The 19,880-nt window shown below is 64.3% G+C and carries 15 protein-coding genes; 3 read left to right on the top strand and 12 right to left on the bottom strand.

All coding sequences use genetic code 11. From position 1 onward, the window contains the following. Window positions 1-535 precede the first annotated feature (535 nt). Entirely contained in the window at window positions 536-2,119 is a 1,584-nt protein-coding gene (locus H3H51_RS10545; protein ID WP_183089003.1) for a peptide chain release factor 3, read from the top strand. Between the two features lie 146 nt (window positions 2,120-2,265). On the opposite strand, the gene H3H51_RS10540 is transcribed toward H3H51_RS10545, so the two are convergent. The 10 genes from H3H51_RS10540 to urtA all read right to left on the bottom strand — a co-directional run bounded on the left by H3H51_RS10540 (window position 2,266) and on the right by urtA (window position 12,691). Continuing rightward, window positions 2,266-2,673: an endonuclease domain-containing protein gene (locus H3H51_RS10540; protein WP_183089002.1), complete on the bottom strand. Its 408-nt coding sequence runs from the start codon at window positions 2,671-2,673 to the stop codon at window positions 2,266-2,268. Between the two features lie 310 nt (window positions 2,674-2,983). Beyond that, window positions 2,984-4,027, bottom strand: coding sequence for an AAA family ATPase (locus H3H51_RS10535; RefSeq protein ID WP_183089001.1), 1,044 nt, complete (start codon window positions 4,025-4,027; stop codon window positions 2,984-2,986). A gap of 217 nt (window positions 4,028-4,244) precedes the next feature. Then, window positions 4,245-5,288, bottom strand: a complete 1,044-nt coding sequence (locus tag H3H51_RS10530) for an aliphatic amidase (RefSeq protein WP_183089000.1) — start codon at window positions 5,286-5,288, stop codon at window positions 4,245-4,247. 187 nt (window positions 5,289-5,475) lie between these two features. Continuing rightward, window positions 5,476-5,823, bottom strand: a complete 348-nt coding sequence (locus tag H3H51_RS10525; RefSeq protein WP_183088999.1) for an FmdB family zinc ribbon protein — start codon at window positions 5,821-5,823, stop codon at window positions 5,476-5,478. A 133-nt stretch (window positions 5,824-5,956) separates the two neighbouring features. Then, entirely contained in the window at window positions 5,957-7,186 is a 1,230-nt protein-coding gene (fmdA, locus tag H3H51_RS10520; RefSeq protein WP_183088998.1) for a formamidase, read from the bottom strand. Between the two features lie 222 nt (window positions 7,187-7,408). Then, entirely contained in the window at window positions 7,409-8,098 is a 690-nt protein-coding gene (urtE, locus tag H3H51_RS10515; protein ID WP_183088997.1) for an urea ABC transporter ATP-binding subunit UrtE, read from the bottom strand. A gap of 140 nt (window positions 8,099-8,238) precedes the next feature. Further along, window positions 8,239-9,000, bottom strand: a complete 762-nt coding sequence (urtD, locus tag H3H51_RS10510; protein WP_183088996.1) for an urea ABC transporter ATP-binding protein UrtD — start codon at window positions 8,998-9,000, stop codon at window positions 8,239-8,241. Next, the gene (gene urtC / locus H3H51_RS10505; protein WP_183088995.1) at window positions 8,997-10,181 is read right to left on the bottom strand and encodes an urea ABC transporter permease subunit UrtC; all 1,185 of its coding nucleotides are present in this window, start codon (window positions 10,179-10,181) and stop codon (window positions 8,997-8,999) included. The genes urtD and urtC overlap by 4 nt, the downstream gene beginning before the upstream one ends. Window positions 10,182-10,332: 151 nt before the next feature. Further along, a complete protein-coding gene (urtB, locus tag H3H51_RS10500) occupies window positions 10,333-11,250 on the bottom strand; it encodes an urea ABC transporter permease subunit UrtB (RefSeq protein WP_183088994.1) in 918 nt (305 codons plus the stop codon). A 196-nt stretch (window positions 11,251-11,446) separates the two neighbouring features. Next, window positions 11,447-12,691, bottom strand: a complete 1,245-nt coding sequence (gene urtA / locus H3H51_RS10495; RefSeq protein WP_183088993.1) for an urea ABC transporter substrate-binding protein — start codon at window positions 12,689-12,691, stop codon at window positions 11,447-11,449. 492 nt (window positions 12,692-13,183) lie between these two features. Between urtA and H3H51_RS10490 the strand changes: the two genes are divergently transcribed. Together H3H51_RS10490 and H3H51_RS10485 are read left to right on the top strand one after the other, a co-directional pair. Then, window positions 13,184-16,582, top strand: coding sequence for an ATP-binding protein (locus H3H51_RS10490; protein WP_183088992.1), 3,399 nt, complete (start codon window positions 13,184-13,186; stop codon window positions 16,580-16,582). Next, window positions 16,557-17,231, top strand: a complete 675-nt coding sequence (locus H3H51_RS10485) for a response regulator (protein ID WP_183088991.1) — start codon at window positions 16,557-16,559, stop codon at window positions 17,229-17,231. Before H3H51_RS10490 ends, H3H51_RS10485 begins: the two co-directional genes overlap by 26 nt. 337 nt (window positions 17,232-17,568) lie before the next feature. On the opposite strand, the gene H3H51_RS10480 is transcribed toward H3H51_RS10485, so the two are convergent. Next, window positions 17,569-17,742: a hypothetical protein gene (locus H3H51_RS10480; RefSeq protein ID WP_183088990.1), complete on the bottom strand. Its 174-nt coding sequence runs from the start codon at window positions 17,740-17,742 to the stop codon at window positions 17,569-17,571. 79 nt (window positions 17,743-17,821) lie between these two features. Then, window positions 17,822-19,855 (bottom strand): AsmA family protein, encoded by a 2,034-nt coding sequence (locus H3H51_RS10475; RefSeq protein ID WP_183088989.1) that lies wholly within the window; start codon window positions 19,853-19,855, stop codon window positions 17,822-17,824. Between the last annotated feature and the right edge of the window lie 25 nt (window positions 19,856-19,880).

Below are 19,880 nucleotides of genomic sequence, written 5' to 3'. Positions count from 1 at the left end.
AAAGAGCCGCGAACGTCTAATCCGTTTCCCCACTTTGGTTCGCCTACTTCCCAAGGCATGTCGCCGAGTACCCTGTGGGTCTCTCGTCGTCAGTACTTGAGCCGGATGGATCGTTTCCAGCATGGACGTTCGGGCGCGAACTTTAGGACCATGGGGACCTGAGATCAATCAAAAATTGCCGCTGTTTTGCACCTGGTTGTCGCCTACCTGATTGACTGTTTTTAATCCTTAACAAAACGTCCGGAATGCTGCACAAAACAGTCTTGCAGGCCGCATTTCACGGGCAGTGGCGGCATCCGTGGCCACACTCAGCATCAACCTCTTTTTTGACAGACAGACGACGGCCTCTCGGGTTCCAGCGCAGCGCCCGACGGTTGCACCTGAAGGTCGTGCGCCGGCCAGCCCTGTACCTGACGCGCGCTCGTCGGACTATCGGGCCTGATCGCGCCGGCGTTTCCCGTTATAATCGCGCGTTTTTCGGGGCGCCCGGCCAGGGCTGCTTCAGCCCGCAACCGTTTCAGCCAGGCACGTACCCATGACCACCCAGGCCATCGAAGTCGGCAAACGCCGCACGTTCGCGATCATTTCCCACCCCGACGCCGGTAAGACCACCATTACCGAGAAGCTGCTGCTGATGGGCAAGGCGATTGCCGTGGCCGGTACGGTGAAGTCGCGCAAGTCCGACCGCCATGCGACGTCCGACTGGATGGAGATGGAGAAACAGCGCGGTATTTCCATCACCACCTCGGTGATGCAGTTCCCCTACCGCGAGCACATGATCAACCTGCTCGACACCCCCGGCCACGAAGACTTCTCCGAAGACACCTACCGCACCCTGACCGCGGTGGACTCGGCGCTGATGGTGCTCGACGGCGGTAAAGGCGTTGAGCCACGCACCATCGCCCTGATGGACGTGTGCCGCCTGCGCGACACACCCATCGTCAGCTTCATCAACAAGCTCGACCGCGACATTCGCGACCCGATCGAACTGCTCGACGAGATCGAAGCCGTTCTGAAGATCAAGGCCGCGCCGATCACCTGGCCGATCGGTTGCTACCGCGATTTCAAGGGCGTGTACCACCTGGCCGACGACTACATCATCGTCTACACCCCGGGCCACGGCCACGAGCGCACCGAAACCAAGATCATCGAGAAACTCGACTCCGACGAAGCCCGCGCCCACCTGGGCGACGAGTACGAGCGCTTCATCGAGCAGCTTGAGCTGGTGCAGGGCGCCTGCCACGAATTCGACCAGGACGAGTTCATGAACGGCCAGCTGACGCCAGTGTTCTTCGGCACCGCGCTGGGCAACTTCGGCGTCGACCACGTGCTCGACGCGGTGGTCGACTGGGCACCGAAGCCGCTGGCCCGTGTAGCCAACGAGCGCACCGTGGAGCCGGTGGAAGAGAAGTTCAGCGGCTTCGTGTTCAAGATCCAGGCGAACATGGACCCCAAGCACCGCGACCGCATCGCCTTCATGCGCATCTGCTCGGGCAAATACTCGCAAGGCATGAAGATGCGCCACGTGCGCCTGGGCAAGGACGTGCGCATCGGCGACGCCCTGACCTTCTTCTCCAGCGAGCGTGAGCAGCTGGAAGAGGCCTACGCCGGCGACATCATCGGCCTGCACAACCACGGCACCATCCAGATCGGCGACACCTTCACCGAAGGCGAAGCGCTGGGCTTCACCGGCATCCCGCACTTCGCCCCGGAACTGTTCCGCCGCGTGCGCCTGCGTGACCCGCTGAAATCCAAGCAGCTGCGCCAGGGCCTGCAACAGCTGGCCGAGGAAGGCGCGACCCAGGTGTTCTTCCCCGAGCGCAGCAACGACATCATCCTCGGCGCGGTCGGCGTGCTTCAGTTCGACGTGGTCGCCAGCCGCCTGAAGGAGGAATACAAGGTCGAGTGTTCCTACGAGCCGATCACCGTCTGGTCGGCACGCTGGATCGATTGCAGCGACAAGAAGAAGCTTGAGGAATTCTCCAACAAGGCGGTGGAAAACCTCGCCCTGGATGGCGGCGGCCACCTCACCTACCTGGCGCCGACTCGGGTCAACCTGGCGCTGATGGAAGAGCGCTGGCCGGACGTGAAATTCCGCGCGACGCGCGAGCATCACTAAGGTCGCTGCATCGCCCCCTCACCCTGCCCTCTCCCCAGAGGGGAGAGAGTTCTGACGAGGTGGGGGGATGGTCTTCAGCTGTCATCCTTTAGGGGAGTGCCTGACGGAGCAACCAGAAGCACTTCTCAGCACCAGGCCCGCACCTCCTACCCCCTCGCCCCTTTGGGGAGAGGGCCGGGGTGAGGGGTCGTACCCTCCAGCTGCCGCAAAACTTCCCCCAGCACCTCGGGCAACTGTCGCAACACCTCTAGATTGCTGAAGCGAATCACCCGGATACCCAGCGTCTGCAGGTGCTCGCTACGCTGCGCATCTCGCCGCAGCGCTTCATCGGTGAAGTGCTGCCCGCCATCCAGCTCAATAGCCAGCTTTAGCTCGGCACAGTAGAAGTCCAGCACGTAGGGTGGGCAAGGAAACTGACGCCGAAACTTGCAACCGGCCAGTTGACGGTTGCGCAGGTGTTGCCAGAGCCGACCTTCACAATCAGTCTGGTCCTGGCGCAACTGCTGGGCGAACTGGCGTTGCTCGGCTGTAGCTCGGGAGGGTGTTCTGGGCATGGGCTCACGTCCTTGTGAGTGGGTAATGACCGCCCCCTCACCCCAACCCTCTCCCCAGAGGGGAGAGGGGGTATTCGAGTGGGCTGGGGGTGAAGTGGTGAGCTTTCAGGATAGTCACTGCCTGATACTCAGTCGCACCAACCTGTGACTGCTCTCTCCTTTCTCCTTTCCACTCTCTCTGCTGTGCTCTGGAGTCTGGAGTCTGGAGTCTGCAGGCCAACAAAGCACCTCTGCCCAGCGCCGAACAGCCCCCTCTCCCCTCTGGGGAGAGGGCTGGGGTGAGGGGTGTCACCAACAGCAACCCAAAGCCCTACCCATCCCCCCGCACCACCAGCCTTCCCTCCTCCACCCGCACCAGCATGCGGATCACCGCCGGATCATCCAGCAGGCATTCGGCAATCGCAGGCTCCAGCTCGGTGCGCACACGTCGCCCCAACGCACGCGCGCCATAGCGCGGGTCATGCTCGCGGCAGAGAAAAACCAGGGCAGACTCGTCCAGCATCACACCTCGCCCCTGCTTGCCCAGGCGCTGGTTGAGCTTGCTCAGTTCGATCTCCATCAAGGCCCCCAACCATTCACCCTCGATGCGCTCGAAACCCAGGATGCGGTCGATGCGATTGAGGAATTCCGGGTCGAAGTGGCCATGCAGTGCCTGTTCCAGCACCGCCTGCTCGGCGCGGGGCACGAGGCCCAGCCAGTTCCGCCAGCCACTCTGGAAGCGCTCGCGGTAGCGCCGCGCGTCCTGCGCGCCGATGTTGCTGGTCATGAAGATCAGGCTGTTGCGAAAGTCGATGGTCTTGCTGCCGGCCGTCAGGGTCAGGCGGCCGTTTTCCAGCACGCCGAGCAGGCTGCGCAGCACTTCCTTGCTGGCCTTTTCCAGTTCGTCGAACAGTACGATGCCGGGCCGACTGTAGGTGCCCTGGATTGCCTCGATGTCGAACAGCGTGGTGCCTTCCTTGCTGCCGACATAACCGGGCGGCGCTCCGGTCAAAGCAGCGGCGTAGTGCTCCTGGGCCAGGGTATGCATGTCGATGCGGCAGAAGGCGTCGGCGCGGCCGTGGATGGCCTCGGCCAGCAGGCGCACGATTTCGGTCTTGCCGACGCCGGTAGGGCCCATGAACAGGTTCACCGCCAGCGGGCGCTCACGCTCGCCGATATCGGCCTTGACCACCTTGAGCAGCGACTCCACCTGCTCCAGCACGGCGTCCTGGCCGACGATGCGGGCGCGCAGCAGGCTCATCACCTGGGCGGGATCGAAGAGAAACCGCGACTGCAGCTTGCCCGAGGGTGGCGGCACTGAAGCCTGGGCCAGCTGTTCGCGGTTGTGGTCGAGCAGGTCGTTGACGAAGGGCATGGCAAGGTCCTGCGATCTGCTCCCTCGCCCCTCTGGGGAGAGGGCTGGGGTGAGGGGTGTTGGACGAGTAAAAGAAGGACTAGCGCTGTTGCCGGACAGAGCCCCCTCATCCCGGCCTTCTCCCCAAAGGGGAGAAGGGGGTATCCGAGTGCATCTGCGGCCCTTGAACGCCGCGGGTTGCACCCGCCATACGGTTACAGGGCCGGGGAGCAACGCCTCACCCCGCCACTTTCTCCTTGCCAGGATGCGGCAGTTCGCCCACCGGGCAATCGGCCACGCCGATGGTCTTGCGGGTCATCTTCTCCACGTCTTCCTGGGCCTTCTGCGCGTCCATCACCCAGGTGCGGTAGAAGTCGAACGGGCAGTCGGCCACGCCCTTGTCGCCATCGCCGGAGTTGTATACGCCGGTGTAGCCACGGTGCAGCAGCTTGAACAGGTGGTTCTGCGACTGGTCGTTGGCGCGTGCGTCGCGGATCTGCGAGACGGAGAGCTGGGCGTACTGGATGCCCATTTCCTCTTCGCCGCACTCGCCGAGGGTGCGCCCGTCGAAGCCGATGATCGCCGAGTGGCCGAAGTAGCTGTACACGCCGTCGAAGCCGGCGGCGTTGGCCACCGCCACGTAGCAGTTGTTGGCCCAGGCCATGGTCTTGGACATCAGCACCTGCTGTTCCTTGGCCGGGTACATGTAGCCCTGGCAACGCACGATCAGCTCGGCGCCCTTCATCGCGCAGTCGCGCCAGATTTCCGGGTAGTTGCCGTCGTCGCAGATGATCAGGCTGATCTTCATGCCCTTCGGGCCTTCGGACACATAGGTGCGGTCGCCCGGGTACCAGCCTTCGATCGGGCACCAGGGGATGCACTTGCGGTACTTCTGCACGATCTCGCCCTGGTCATTGATCAGGATGAGAGTGTTGTACGGCGCCTTGTGCGGGTGTTCTTCGTGACGCTCGCCGGTCAGCGAGAAGATGCCCCAGGTCTTGGCCTCGCGGCAGGCGGCGGAGAAGATCGCCGTCTCGTCGCCGGGGATGGTCGCCGCCGTGGCCATCATCTCGTCGTTGTCATACATGATGCCCATGGTGCTGTACTCGGGGAACACCACCAGGTCCATGCCCGGCAGGCCGAGCTTCATGCCCTTGATCATCTCGGCGATCTTGCGCGCGTTGTCGAGCACCTCGGCCTTGCTGTGCAGGCGCGGCATCTTGTAGTTGACGACGGCGACGCCGACGGTGTCCGGGCTGCTGGAAATATCGCCGTGACGCATAGGAAGCTCCTCGATTCGTAGGGTGGAAAACCGCGAAGCGTTTTCCACCACAGGGGGGACAACGGTGGACAAACAGAGCGTTGTCCACCCTACGGGCTGGATTCCCGCCTACGCCGGAATGACGGTGTGGAGGGGTGATGCCCGTGCCCACGTCATCCCCGCGCAGGCGGGGATCCAATGAACAGCCTCAGTGGCTGATCATCCACGGCCGGCCGGCTGGCTTGCCCTTCATGGCATGCGGGTTGGCCTTGGTCGGGGCCAGGGGCTTGTTCGGGGTGCAGCAGCCGCAGCCCTTGGGGTGCTCGCGCGTCTGCTTGTATTCGTCGAGCGTCTGCGGCGCGTTGGCGCTGCGCTCGTTGGCTGCGATGGCGCGGCGCTGGCTGCCGGGCATGGTCGCCAGGCCCGGTGCGGAAAGGATCACCCGACCGCTCTGCATGCCACAGGACGGGCAATCGCAGGGCTGGTCGCGCTCGGCCATCGGCCGCAAGCGGGTGAAGTCGCCGCAATCGGCACAGTCGTATTCGTAGATCGGCATAACGGACTCCTGGGCAGCGGTTCGGCGGCACATGGCCGCCAAGCCGGTAGTGCGGTGTGACAGGTCCCGAGTGTTCGCCACCCGGGCCGGGATGAACGCCGTCCAGAGCCCCATCCCCGCCCGGGTGAGGAACTCACTTGTCCGGCGCGATGGGCAGGTCGATGCTGCCGTCGAGGTGCTTGATCGGGCCGGAGGCATTGGGGTTGATGTCGAAGTCGAAGATGTCGGTCGGCAGCCACAGCGTGGCGCAGGCGTTGGGCACGTCGACGATGCCGCTGATGTGCCCCTGCACCGGCGCCGAGCCGAGCAGCGCGTAACCCTGGGCCGGCGAGTAGCCGAACTTGGTCAGGTAGTTGATGGCGTTCAGGCAGGCCTGCTTGTAGGCGATGTTGACGTCGAGGTAGTGCTGCTTGCCGGCCTCGTCCACCGAGATGCCTTCGAAGATCAGGTAGTTGTTGTAGTGCGGGGTGATCGGGCTCGGTTTGAACACCGGGTTCTTGATCCCGTACTTGGCCATGCCGCCTTTGATCAGCTCAACCTTCATGTGCACCCAGCCGGCCATTTCGATGGCGCCGCAGAAGGTGATTTCACCGTCGCCCTGGCTGAAGTGCAGGTCGCCCACCGAAAGGCCGGCGCCGTCGACGTAGACCGGGAAGAAGATCTTCGAGCCGCGTGACAGGTCCTTGATGTCGCAGTTGCCGCCATGCTCGCGCGGCGGAACGGTGCGCGCGCCGGTCAGCGCGGCCAGGTCGCGGGCCTCGCCTTTCATCTTGCCCATGTGCGCGGTTGGCGCCATCGGCGGGTTGGCCAGGGCCGGTACGCGGTGCGGGTCGGTGTCGATCAGCTCCTGCTCGCGCTTGTTCCAGTCAGCCAGCATCTTGTGGTCCGGCAGGCAACCGATCAGGCCGGGGTGGATCAGGCCGGCGAAGTTCACACCCGGAATGTGCCGGCTGCTGGTGAACATGCCCTTGAAGTCCCAGATGGCCTTCTGCGCCATGGGGAAATGGTCGGTGAGAAAACCACCACCGTTCTGCTTGGAGAAGAAGCCGTTGAAGCCCCACTGCGAGTCGGCCATGGCGCCGATGTCGAGCAGGTCGACCACCAGCAGGTCACCCGGCTCGGCGCCGTGTACGCCGACCGGGCCGGACAGGTAGTGCACGGTGGACAGGTCGACGTCGCGCACATCGCTCGCATCGTCGTTGTTCTTGATCGCGCCGGCGGTCCAGTCATAGGTCTCGAGGATGAAGTCGTCACCTGGCTTGACCCAGCAGGCCATCGGGATATCCGGGTGCCAGCGGTTGTGGATCTGCTCGTTCTCGGTGGCGGGCTGGTTGAGATTGACCTTGATCAGCGTTTCGGTCATGACAAAGCTCCTGGGACCATTGATGGGGGCTTGGCGCAGTGGCGCCGGGGTACGGAGCTAGTCTTGAACGTGCCGCGAAATCGGAAAATACGTCGGATGACGTACTGCTGTAACTCAGCATCCACGCGGCCTTGCGCCACATTTCACGGAGACGAAAAAAGCCGGCGTGCAGGAAGCACACGCCAGCCGGAAAACGCATGAAATGGAGCGATGAGCGCCGCGCTAGACCGAGAGGTAACGGCTGATCGTCGCTTCATCCACCTTGTCGCGGGTCTCTTCCACCACGAACTTGCCCTTCTCGATCACCAGGAAACGGTCGGCGATTTCCATGGTGAACGACAGCACCTGCTCGGACACCACGATGGTCAGGTCGCGCAGGTTGCGGATCTCCTTCAGCTTGTGGGCGATGTCCTTGATGATCGACGGCTGGATGCCCTCGGTGGGCTCATCCAGCAGCAGCACCTTGGGGTTGGTCGCCAGCGCGCGGGCGATGGCCAGCTGCTGTTGCTGACCGCCGGAGAGGTTGCCGCCCTTGCGCGCACGCATCTCGTGCAGCACCGGGAACAGGGCATAGAGGTCATCCGGCACCTTGCCCTTGGCCGAGGCTGGCAGGCCGGTCTGGATGTTCTCCAGCACGGTCATGTGCGAGAAGATCATCCGCCCCTGCGGCACGTAGGCGATGCCGTGTTCGACGCGCTGGTGGGTTTCCAGCTTGGACACGTCCTTGCCGTCGACCGTGATCTGCCCGCCCCATTGCGGCAGCACGCCCATCAGGCTCTTGAACAGGGTGGTCTTGCCCATGCCGTTGCGGCCCATGACCGCGACGATTTCCTTCTTCTCCACATTGAGGTTGAGTTCGTGGAGGATCTGGCTCTGGCCGTAGCCGGAAACGAGGTTGCTGATCTGGAACATGTTTGACTCCTTGTACGCGCAGCCGTACAGGCGCGCGAAGAATGAACCTGTAGGAGCCAGCTTGCTGGCGATCAGCGGACCGGTAGCGCACCGATCGCCAGCAAGCTGGCTCCTACGCAAAGCATCAGGCGCTCAGGCCATCAATGCCCCAGGTACACCTCGATCACCTTCGGATTGGTCTGCACCGCCTCCATGCTGCCCTCGGCCAGCACCTTGCCCTGGTGCAGCACGGTGACGCGGTGGGCGATGCTTTTGACGAATTCCATGTCGTGCTCGATGACCAGCACCGAACGGCCTTTGCTGATGCGGTTGAGCAGTTCGGCGGTCTGGACTCGCTCACTGACGCTCATGCCGGCCACCGGCTCGTCGAGCATCAGCAGCGCCGGGTCCTGCATCAGCAGCATGCCAATTTCCAGCCACTGCTTCTGGCCGTGGGAGAGCAGGTCGGCCTGCTTGTCGAGCAGCTCGCTGAGGAAGATTTCCCCGGCCACTTCCTCGACCCGCGCGACCACCTCGGCCGTGCGCTTGAAAAACAGCGCGCCGAACACCTTGCGGCCCTTGGGGTAGGACATTTCCAGGTTCTCGAACACCGTCAGGTTTTCGTAGATCGACGGGTTCTGGAACTTGCGCCCGACCCCGGCGCGGACGATGTCGTACTCGCGCATCTTGGTCAGCTCGCGGCCATCGAACTCGATGCTGCCGGTGGTGGATTTGGTCTTGCCGCAGATCAGGTCGAGCACGGTGGTCTTGCCGGCACCGTTGGGGCCGATGACCACGTGCACTTCGTTGCGGTCGACATACAGGTTGAGGTCGTTGACCGCCTTGAAGCCGTCGAACGATACGGTCAGGCCTTCGATGGCCAACACCGGCTTGGCCGCCTGGAATCCTGCTGGGCTGCTCATGGCGTGGTCTCCAGTTCACGAACGGGTTGTTTGAGCGGCGCCTTGGCGACCGGCACGCGGGCCTTGGTCTCGGCCTGGCCGAAGACCTTCTGGCCGACCGGGATACGCGAGATCCACTTGCGCCCGTGGCTTTCCCACAGGCCGGCGATGCCGTTGGGGAAGTACATGACCACGACGATGAACAGGCCGCCCATCAGGTACAGCCACAGCTCGGGGAAGCTCTCGGAGAAGTAGGTCTTGCCGAAGCTCACCAGCAGCGTGCCGTACACCGCGCCGAGCAGCGACATGCGCCCGCCCACCGCTGCGAAGATGACCATCTCGATCGACGGCACGATGCCGACGAAGCTCGGCGACATGAAGCCGACCTGCAGGGCGAACATCGCCCCGCCGATGGCCGAGAACGCCGCCGCCACGCAGAACACGAAGATCTTGAAGCTGGCCACGTCGTAGCCGGAGAAACGCACACGCTCTTCCTTGTCACGCATGGCCATGAGCAGGCGGCCGAGCTTGGAGGTGAGGATGAAGCGCCCGAGCAGGATGCAGCCCAGCAGCAGGAAGGCGTTGACGAAGTAGAGGATGATCTTCGCCGAGTCGTCGCGGATGTCCCAACCGAGCAGGGTGCGCAGGTCGGTGATGCCGTTGACGCCACCGGTGAGGCCCTGCTGGCCGATGATCAGGATGGTCAGGATCGCCGCGATGGCCTGGGTGACGATGGAGAAGTACACGTCGCCGACGCGGCGCTTGAACATGGCAACGCCGATGATCAGCGCCAGCAGGGTCGGTACCGCGATCACCGCCAGCAGGGTGAAGCTGAAGCTGTGGAACGGCTGCCACATCATCGGCAGCTCGGTGATCTGGTTCCAGTCCATGAAGTCCGGAATGCCGGGGGTGGATTGGATCTTGGTGCTTTCCGGGTCCGATGCCTCGAGCTTGAGGAACATCGCCATGCAGTAGCCACCAACGCCGAAGAAGATGCCCTGGCCGAGGCTGAGGATGCCGCCGTAGCCCCAGCACAGCACCAGGCCAACGGCGACGAAGGCGTAGGTCAGGTATTTGCCGACCATGTTCAGGCGGAAGGTGTCCAGCATCAGCGGGAACACCACCAGGATCAGCGTGGCCAGCACCAGCAGGCCGATGGCCCCCTGCTTGCCACCCAGCAGGCTTTCATATGCGTTTTTCATGGACGGCTTCCTATCATTTGCATCTGTTTGTGCATCACATCTGTCGTGCGGGCCCACTGGGTCCCCGCCTTCGCGAGGACGACAGCAAACACTCCGTCATTCCCGCGTAGGCGGGAATCCAGAAGGCACGCCGCCACACACGTCCGGGCAATCACTTCCTGACCTTGATCGAGAAGAGCCCCTGCGGACGCAGCATCAGGATCAGGATCACCGCCGACAGGGTCAGTACCTTGGCCATCGAGCCGGAGAGGAAGAACTCCATGATCGATTGCGCCTGGGCGATGGTGAACGCCGAGGCGATAGTGCCGAGCAGGCTGGCCGCGCCGCCGAAGACCACGGTGAGGAAGGTGTCGACGATGTACAGCGAACCCGCGGTCGGCCCAGTGGAACCGATGGTGGTGAACGCCGCGCCGGCGACACCGGCCACGCCACAACCGAGGGCGAAGGTCATGCGGTCGACCTTCTTGGTGTTGATCCCCACCGCGCGGCTCATCACCCGGTTCTGCATGGTGGCGCGCACCTGCAGGCCCCAGCGCGAGCGGTAGAGCATGAGGAAGATGGTGGCGGTGCAGAGGATGGTCAGGCCCATGACGAACAGGCCGTTCTTGGGAATGTCGATGGCCTCGGTGGGGTTCCACGAGCCCATGATCCACTCGGGCATTTCCGCGCCGACTTCACGGGCGCCGAAGATCGAGCGAAACGCCTGCTGCATCACCAGGGACAGGCCCCAGGTCGCCAGCAGGGTGTCCAGCGGACGGTGGTAGAGCTTGCTGATCATCGCCCATTCCACTAGCCAGCCTAGTGCGCCGGCGATCAGGAAGGACACGATGATGGCGAAGAAGAAGTAGTACGGCTGCATGGCCGGGAAGTAATGCAGGGTCAGCGTCGAGATCACATAGGTGGTGTAGGCGCCAACGGTGAGGAACTCGCCGTGGGCCATGTTGATCACGCCCATCTGGCCGAAGATGATCGCCAGTCCCAGTGCCATCAGCAGCAGCACACAGAACACCGACAAGCCGTTGAACCCCTGCATAACGGCAATTGCGCCGAAGTCGGATAGCCATTCCATGATGATGGTCTCCTGGTGGTGGGAGGTTGTTCGTAGCCTCTGGCGAGGCTGGTCACGCGGAGCTTTGTGTAGGAGCCAGCTTGCTGGCGATCGGTGCCTGCAATGGCCGACACGCTGGGCAGAGCGATCGCCAGCAAGCTGGCTCCTACGTAAAGCGAAGGCGGAGGGCTATGCGCCCTCCGCAAGGTGCTGCTGCTTACTGGTAGCCTTTGGGGAACGGGTTCGGCTCGATCAGCTCGGACTCGTGGACCACTTTGAAGGTGCCGTCAGCCTGGATCTCGGCGATGCGCGCCTTGCTCCACAAGTGATGGTTGTCGTGCACTTTCACGTAGCCTTCCGGCGCGGTGGTCAGCTCGATGCCCGGGGAGGCGGCAACCACTTTGTCGACGTCGAAGCTGCCGGCCTTCTCGACCGCGGCTTTCCACAACCATGGGCCGAGGTAGCCGGCCTGGGTCACGTCGCCGATGACCGAATCCTTGCCGTACTTGGCCTTGAACTCTTCAACAAATTTCTTGTTGTTGGGATTGTCCAGGGTCTGGAAGTACTTCATCGAGGAGTAGAAGCCCTTCATGTTCTCGCCGCCGATGCCGAGCATTTCATCCTCGGTCACGGAGAGGGTCAGCAGGGTTTGCTTGTCGGCGGTGATGCCGGCGGCTTTCAGCTGTTTGTAGAAGGCCACGTTGGAGCCGCCCACAACTGCCGCGAAGACCACGTCCGGTTTCTTCAGCTTGATCTTGTTGGTCAGCGAGCCGAACTGGGTGTTGCCCAGCGGGTAGTACTCTTCGCCGACGACCTTGCCGCCGAGCACGTTCTCGATGTGCTTGCGGGCGATCTTCATCGAGGTGCGCGGCCAGATGTAGTCCGAGCCGAGCAGGTAGAAGGTCTTGGCGCCCTTCTCCTTGGCGATCCAGTCGAGGCTGGCGAGGATCTGCTGGGTCGCTTCCTGGCCGGTGTAGATGACGTTCTTGGATTGCTCCAGGCCTTCGTAGAAGGTCGGGTAGTAGAGCAGGCCGTTGTCCTTCTCGAAGATCGGCAGCACGGCTTTGCGCGAGGCCGAGGTCCAGCAGCCGAACACGGCGGCGACCTTGTCGCTCTCCAGCAGCTTCTTGGCTTTCTCGGCGAAGGTCGGCCAGTCGGAGGCGCCGTCTTCCTGGATCACCTTGATCTGCCGGCCGAGGATGCCGCCCGAGGCGTTGATCTGGTCGATGGCCAGGCGTTCGGCCTGGATCGAACCGGTTTCCGAGATTGCCATGGTGCCGGTGGCCGAGTGCAACTGGCCGACGGTCACGGTGGTGTCGGTGATGGCAAGGCCGGTGGTGTTGACGTCGTCAGCCGCCGCGGTCTGGCTGAACACACTGGCCGCCAGCAACGAGAGTGCCGCGGCACCCAGCGTCAGCCGGCGGGGAAGAAAGCGTTTCGCACCCGTCACTCGAGAATCCATGGTCTTGCTCCTCTGTGGTTTGTTCCGCCCCGGCTCGCCTTGGAACCTCTTTCGGACTTGCTGCGCGTCGGCGATCCGGCGTTAAAAGCCGCCTCGGAATGCTCATTTACCACTCGTAAACTGCGCTTCCTCGGCTGCCTTTTGCCTTGTCTCGCCTTAGCTCGCCAAATCCGAAAAGAGGTTCCTCGGGTACCGGCTTGGGGTTGAGGCAAGCATGCGATTGGCAGGTGCCCGGGCGGTATACGCAGGTTGACGTAACGGCATACGTCATCTGACGTAGGGCCAAGCGCACCGTGCTGGTGCAAGATCGCGCCCGAAAACCAGCCAGACAGAAGCGAGCACCGCTTGCTGTAGGAGCCAGCTTGCTGGCGATCAGCGTTTGCACGGTGCCGCGTGATCGCCAGCAAGCTGGCTCCTACAGTCGGGGCATGGTTGTTGCAGCTTCGCCGTACGGCCCGCCGGCCATCGAACCGACCCCAGGGAACAGCTTCCGTGCAACCAACCGGCACCCAGCGCATCGTCAAGATCCGCCGCGACTACAACAGCTGGGTCGCCGACGAGACCATGGAGGACTACGCGCTGCGCTTCACGCCGAAGTCGTTTCGCAAATGGTCCGAGCTGCGCATCGCCAACACCGCCCTGGGCGCGGTGTCGTTCCTCGCCCTGGAGGCCATCGGCGGCGCCCTGGCGATCAGCTACGGCTTCACCAACACCCTGTGGGCCGTGCTCGCGGTGGCGCTGGTGATCTTCCTCACCGGCCTGCCGATCAGCTACTACGCGGCGCGCTATGGCGTGGACATGGACCTGCTGACCCGTGGCGCCGGCTTCGGCTACATCGGCTCGACCATCACCTCGCTGATCTACGCCAGCTTCACCTTCCTGTTCTTCGCCCTCGAAGCGGCGATCATGGCGCTGGCCCTGGAGCTGTATTTCAAGATCCCGCTGGCGCTGGCCTACGTGATCTGTTCGATCATCGTGATCCCCCTGGTGGCCTACGGGGTGACCCTGATCAACCGCCTGCAGATGTGGACGCAGCCGCTGTGGCTGGTGCTGTTGCTGCTGCCGTACCTGTTCGTGATGTGGAAGAACCCGGATGCGCTGAGCGACTGGACCACCTTCAGCGGCCGCGAAGGCGATGGCGGCGCGTTCAACCTGCTGTACTTCGGCGCCGCCTGCACCGTGGCGCTGTCGCTGGTGACGCAGATCGGCGAGCAGGTCGACTACCTGCGCTTCCTCCCGGAACAGAGCGCCGCCAATCGCAAGCGCTGGTGGGCCGCCCTGCTCATGGCCGGGCCGGGCTGGATCATCCCCGGCGCGCTGAAGATGCTCGCCGGCGCCTTCCTGACCTTCCTCGCCCTGCAGCACGAAGTGCCCATCGAGCGCGCCGCCGAGCCCACGCAGATGTACCTGGTGGCGTTCAACTACGTGTTCAGCTCGCCCGAGTGGGCGCTGGGCGCCATGGTGCTGTTCGTCATCGTCTCGCAGATCAAGATCAACCTGACCAACGCCTATGCCGGCTCGCTGGCCTGGTCGAACTTCTTCGCCCGCGTCACCCACAGCCATCCAGGCCGTGTGGTGTGGCTGGTGTTCAACGTCGCCATCGCCCTGATGCTGATGGAGCTGGGCGTGTTCGATGCGATCCAGCAGGTGCTCGGCCTGTACGCCAACATCGCCATCGCCTGGATTGGCGCACTGGTCGCCGACCTGGTGATCAACAAGCCGCTGGGCCTGTCGCCCAAGTTCATCGAGTTCAAGCGCGCACACCTGTACGACATCAACCCCGTGGGTGTCGGCGCCATGCTGATCGCCTCCCTGCTGTCGATCCTCGCCTACGCCGGCTTGTTCGGCGCCCTGGCCGAGGCCGCTTCGCCGATGGTGGCGCTGGGCGCGGCCTTCATCAGCGCGCCGCTGATCGCCTGGCTGACCAAGGGCCGCTACTACATCGCCCGCACCAGCGACCCGCTGCTGCTGTACCCCGCCGGCCCGTGCGAAACCGTGCAGTGCGGCCTGTGCAGCAACGCATTCGAGGCGCCGGACATGGCCTTCTGCCCGGCCTACAGCACGCCGATCTGCTCGCTGTGCTGCTCGCTCGACGCGCGCTGCGGCGACGCCTGCAAACCCCACGCGCGCCTGGCCGAACAGATGGACGATTTCGTTCGCTGGATCTACCCCAAGGCCTCGATCCCGCGCCTGCACAGCCGCCTGGCGCAGTACATGGGCCTGCTGGTGTTGCTGGTACTGATGCTGTTCGGCGCGCTGGCACTGATCTACAGCCAGGTCTCCCACGGCTTGGTGCCGCATTCGCCAGAGGTGCAACAGACGCTCTACCAGGCCTTCCTCAAGGCCTTCCTGACGCTCTCGGTATTCGCCGCGATCCTCGCCTGGTGGGTGGTGCTGACCCGCGAGAGCCGCAGCGTGGCGCAGAAGGAATCGGACCGGCAGACCCTGCTGCTGATGCAGGAAATCGAAGCGCACCGGCGTACCGACGAGGAACTGCAGAAAGCCAAGGAAGCCAGCGAAGCGGCCAACGCAGCGAAGAGCCGCTATGTCACCGGCCTGTCCCACGAGCTGCGCACGCCGCTCAACAGCATCCTCGGCTACACCCAGATCCTGCAGCGCGACGCGGCCATGCCCGGCCAGCACAAGGATGCCCTGGCGACCATCTTCCGCAGCGGCTCGCACCTGCTGTCACTGATCGACGGCCTGCTCGACGTGGCCAAGATCGAGGCAGGCAAGCTCAACCTGGAACTCTCGGAAATCCCCTTCCCCGAATTCATCCACCAGATCGACCGCATGTTCACCCCGCAGGCCGAAGAGAAAGGCCTGCGCTTTCGCATGGAAACCAGCGGGCGCATGCCGGCGGTGGTGCGCGGCGACGAGAAGCGCGTGCGGCAGATCCTGATCAACCTGCTGGGCAACGCGGTGCGCTTCACCGACAGCGGCGAGGTGCGCCTGCGCGTCAGCTACCTGCGCGAGACGGCCAGCTTCGAAATCATCGACACCGGCATCGGCATCGACCCGGAGCAGATCGAGCGGATCTTCCAGCCCTTCGAGCGCGGCGACCTGATGCGCCAGGACAACGGCGTCGGCCTGGGCCTGACCATCACCCGCATGCTCACCTCGCTGATGGGCGGCGAGCTGTCGGTGAAGAGCGTGCTCGACCAGGGCACCAGCTTCCAGGTGCGCCTGTTCCTCTCCGAGGTGCGGGTGCCGCAGGCGGTGGTGCACGTCGAGCACGACATCATCGGCTACCAGGGCCCGCGCCGACTGATCCTGGTGGTGGACGACCACATCGAGCACCGCCGCGTGCTGGCCGGCATGCTCGAGCCGCTGGGCTTCCAGATCGCCCAAGCGGCCAACGGCCAGGAGGCGATCCGCCAGGTGGCGCTGCTCAACCCTGACCTGATCTTCATGGACCTGTCGATGCCGCAGATGGATGGCTGGGAAACCAGCCGGCTGATCCGCCGCAACGCCCTGTCGCAGGCGCCGATCATCGTGCTCTCGGCCAACGCCTTCGCCGACGACCGCGAGCGCAGTGTGGCTGCCGCCTGCAACGACTACCTGGCCAAGCCGGTGCACACCCCGCAACTGCTGGAGCGCATCCAGCAGCAACTGGGCCTGCAATGGCTGCACCGCAGCGCCGAAGAAAGCTCACCGGCTGCGCCACCCGCCGAGCTGCCGAACCCGCTCGACCTCGCCGAGCTGCGCGAACTGGTGGCCCTCGGGTACATGCGCGGGATTCAGGACAAGCTCGACGCCATCGAACAACAGAGCCCGGCCTGCGCCGGCTTCACCGCCCCGTGGCGCGCCCTGGCCAAGGGTTTCCGCCTGGACGAACTCAACCAGCAACTCAAGGAGGCCGAACATGAATGCTCTCACGCAGCTTGCTGAGCGCGGCACCGTACTGATCGTCGACGATACGCCGGACAACCTCGCCCTGCTCTCCGATGCCCTGGATGCCGCCGGCTACATGGTGCTGGTGGCGCTCGACGGGCAAAGCGCGCTGAACCGCATTCAACGCCGGCGCCCGGACCTGATCCTGCTCGACGCGATGATGCCCGGCATCAACGGCTTCGAGACCTGCCGGCGGATCAAGGAACAGCCGGACAGCGCCGACATCCCGGTGGTGTTCATGACCGCCCTGACCGACAGCGAACACGTGGTGGAAGGCTTCGCCGCGGGCGGCAGCGACTACGTGACCAAGCCGATCCACACCGATGAGGTGCTGGCCCGCGTCGCTGCCCACCTGCGCACCGCGCGCATCCTCCAGTCAGCCCGCGCCGCCGCCCAGCCGGTGGACCTGACCCTGAGCAACGAGCCGACCTACGAGGCCCTGTCGAGCCGCTTCCAGCTCACCGAACGCGAAGTGGAAGTGCTGCGCTGGGTCGCCTGCGGCAAGACCAACCGCGATATCGGCGACATCCTCGGCCTCAGCCCGCGCACGGTGAACAAGCACCTGGAGCACGTCTACGTGAAGCTCGGCGTGGAAACCCGCACCGCAGCGGCGGCCGTGGCGATCTCGGCCAGCGTGGCGCGCTGACTGCTACCGAAGGTGGGCATCACTGATTGGCATCCGCCACGCCCCCTCACCCCAGCCCTCTCCCCAGAGGGGGGAGGGGGTATTCGTGCAGAACTGCCGCCCTGCGCGCCTCACCCGACCGTCTTGGGTCGACGCGATTCGGCAACCTCAACGGGAAAAACCACACGCTCACCGAGCCTCGCTTCTTCTTTGCTGCCCCGGCCGCAACAGCCCCCATGCCTAGTACAACAAGCGGCTCTCGCTAACAAATGCGCACACGCCCATAAGCCCCTCGAATCCGCCCCCTCTCCCCTTTGGGGAGAGGGCTGGGGTGAGGGGTCGAGCTCAACATGGACGACTACCCCTTACCCTGCATCTGCTTCAGCAACGGCGCGCACTGGCTATCGTCCCCGCCACTGCTCGGCGCAATCAGCCCGGCTGCCGGAGCCACCGCCACGCCGAGTGCCAGCAGCCCAGCACCGCGCAGGACCAGCGGCACACCCCCAGCCGGCTGCTTGAAGATACCGCGCACACCAATACCCCCCTCCAATCCACCCCCTCTCCCCCCTGGGGAGAGGGCTGGGGTGAGGGGTCGGGCTCAACATGAATGGCTAACCCTTGCCCTGCATCTGCCTCAACAACGGCGCGCACTGGCTATCGTCGCCACCACTGCTCGGCGCAATCAGTGCCACCAGCCCGGCTGCCGGCGCCACCGCCACGCCGAGTGCCAGCAGCCCGGCGCCGCGCAGGGCCAGCGGCACACCCTGCACGCCGGCATCCGGCTGCTTGAAGGTACCGCGCACATACAGCGGCGAGCGCAGAGAGAAGATGCGCAGGCCCTTGGACGCCGGCGTCACGCTCAGGTCCAGCTGCTCGCTGGCGAAGTTGGCAGTGCCGTCGACCTTGATCACAGCGTTCTCGGTATCGACCACGAACAGCCGCGTGCTCATCAGGCCCTGCTTCATGCCCAGGTCGGCAGCCGCGCAGTTGATCTTCACCTCGTCGTCGCCGAACAGCTTGCCGACCATGTAGTTGCCGACGTTGAGCCCGGCGATCTCCATCAGGCTGCGGCTGACCGCGCCGTCATTGATCAGCAGCTTGACCCCACCATTGGCAGTCCCCAACAGCGCGGCCACCGAGTTACCCGTGCCGCTCAAGTCAGCGTCGCCATTCAGCTCGCCGAAGCTGGTCTGCATCGGCGCAAAACCGGGGAACAGCTGCTTGAGCTTGAAGCCGCGTGCACTCAGGCGCAGCGTGCCTTGCAGCGGCACGCGCGTACCGTCCAGGCGGACCTGCGATTCCAGCTTGCCGCCGGCCACGCCGAAGCGCAGCGGCTCCAGGCTGAGTTGGCCATCATTGAGTACGACATGGGTATCCAGGTCGCTGATCGGCAATTTGTCGCTGTGCACGATGCGCTTGCCGGTGAAGCGCACATCGGCGTCCATCGCCCGCCAGCGCTCGGTGCGAAATTCCTCTACCGGCAGCACCTTGCCCGCCGGTTGGCTGGCCGCCGCACCGCGCTCCTTTTTCTCGGCATTGGAGTCGGCACCGATCAACGGCGCCAGGTCGGCGAACAGCAGCTGGTTGGAGGTCAGCTGGCCAGACAACTTGGGCCGAGGCTGACGCGCGACGAAGGTCAGGTCGCCATGGATATCGCTGTCACCGATACGACCATTGAAGTCCCGGTAACGAAAACTGGCGCCGCCGGCATCGCGCAACTGGGCGCTGAGGCGACCATCGGTGGTGTAGGCCGGCGTGGCGGGCAAGGTGACGCCCGTCAGCGCATAGAGGTGGCCCAGGCTGCTGCCGGACAGGCGCAGGCGCAGATCGAGGGCGCCGAGGTTCTTCGGATCGCTGAGGGTACCGGCCAGCACGATACGCGTGCTGCCGGCGCGGATATCGGCCTGCAGCGGAAACGGCCGCTGCGCATCCTGCAGCGCCAGCAGGCCACCGACCTTGCCCTCGCCCGCCAGCGGCTGGCCCTTGTAGCGGCCCTTGGCCTGCCAGGCGAAGGCGTAATCCTGCGGGGAGGAATCGGTGGCCTGCGCGGCTGCCTTGCCGACGATGTCACTGAACGGAATGGGCTTGCCGAGCGGGTCTATCTGCACCTGCAACTGGGTGTTCAGGCTCTGGTCGTCGAGGGTTACCTGGCCCTTGTCGAAGCCGATGGTGCCGATATCCAGGGTCCAGGGTGAAGGCGTTTGCGCATCGGCCGGATCGCCCAGGTCGAAACTCCAGTTGCTGCGGCCATCGGCCAGGCGCTGCAGGCTGGCGGCGGGCGCCACCAGGTCGATACGCGGGCTGCGTACGGTCTTCCACAGCAGGGGCAGTGGCGACAGGCTGAACTGCACCCGCTGCAGGCTGACGAAGGACTCGCCCTTGGCCCACGACGGATTGCCCAACACCAGTTGCTCGGCGGAAAAATGCGGCCAGGGCAGCCAGCCACGCCACCCTCCCTCCTCCGGCTGGCGCTGCCAGACCACACGCAGGTCACCGTTAATCGCAAAGGGGCGGTTCAGCGCCGCAGAAACCTGCGTGTTCAACGTCGGCCTGGCCAGGTTCCAGTCGAACAGCGCCAGGAACAGCAGCAGCGCCGCCAACAACAGCAACGCCACGGCGAACAGGCCGCCCAACAGCTTACGCATCCGCACATTCGACTCCCGGCATGCG

It is taken from the genome of Aquipseudomonas ullengensis (assembly GCF_014174475.1).
In the GTDB taxonomy this organism is placed as follows: domain Bacteria; phylum Pseudomonadota; class Gammaproteobacteria; order Pseudomonadales; family Pseudomonadaceae; genus Aquipseudomonas; species Aquipseudomonas ullengensis.
Note: the sequence above shows the minus strand (reverse complement) of the source record. Positions and strands in the feature narration are given on the sequence as shown.

What these genes read in the sequence shown, in the direction of transcription:
- H3H51_RS10545 (WP_183089003.1), top strand. Translation starts at nt 536, where the DNA reads ATGACCACCCAGGCCATCGAAGTCGGCAAACGCCGCACGTTCGCGATC.
- H3H51_RS10540 (WP_183089002.1), bottom strand. Translation starts at nt 2,673, where the DNA reads ATGCCCAGAACACCCTCCCGAGCTACAGCCGAGCAACGCCAGTTCGCC.
- H3H51_RS10535 (WP_183089001.1), bottom strand. Translation starts at nt 4,027, where the DNA reads ATGCCCTTCGTCAACGACCTGCTCGACCACAACCGCGAACAGCTGGCC.
- H3H51_RS10530 (WP_183089000.1), bottom strand. Translation starts at nt 5,288, where the DNA reads ATGCGTCACGGCGATATTTCCAGCAGCCCGGACACCGTCGGCGTCGCC.
- H3H51_RS10525 (WP_183088999.1), bottom strand. Translation starts at nt 5,823, where the DNA reads ATGCCGATCTACGAATACGACTGTGCCGATTGCGGCGACTTCACCCGC.
- fmdA (WP_183088998.1), bottom strand. Translation starts at nt 7,186, where the DNA reads ATGACCGAAACGCTGATCAAGGTCAATCTCAACCAGCCCGCCACCGAG.
- urtE (WP_183088997.1), bottom strand. Translation starts at nt 8,098, where the DNA reads ATGTTCCAGATCAGCAACCTCGTTTCCGGCTACGGCCAGAGCCAGATC.
- urtD (WP_183088996.1), bottom strand. Translation starts at nt 9,000, where the DNA reads ATGAGCAGCCCAGCAGGATTCCAGGCGGCCAAGCCGGTGTTGGCCATC.
- urtC (WP_183088995.1), bottom strand. Translation starts at nt 10,181, where the DNA reads ATGAAAAACGCATATGAAAGCCTGCTGGGTGGCAAGCAGGGGGCCATC.
- urtB (WP_183088994.1), bottom strand. Translation starts at nt 11,250, where the DNA reads ATGGAATGGCTATCCGACTTCGGCGCAATTGCCGTTATGCAGGGGTTC.
- urtA (WP_183088993.1), bottom strand. Translation starts at nt 12,691, where the DNA reads ATGGATTCTCGAGTGACGGGTGCGAAACGCTTTCTTCCCCGCCGGCTG.
- H3H51_RS10485 (WP_183088991.1), top strand. Translation starts at nt 16,557, where the DNA reads ATGAATGCTCTCACGCAGCTTGCTGAGCGCGGCACCGTACTGATCGTC.
- H3H51_RS10475 (WP_183088989.1), bottom strand. Translation starts at nt 19,855, where the DNA reads ATGCGTAAGCTGTTGGGCGGCCTGTTCGCCGTGGCGTTGCTGTTGTTG.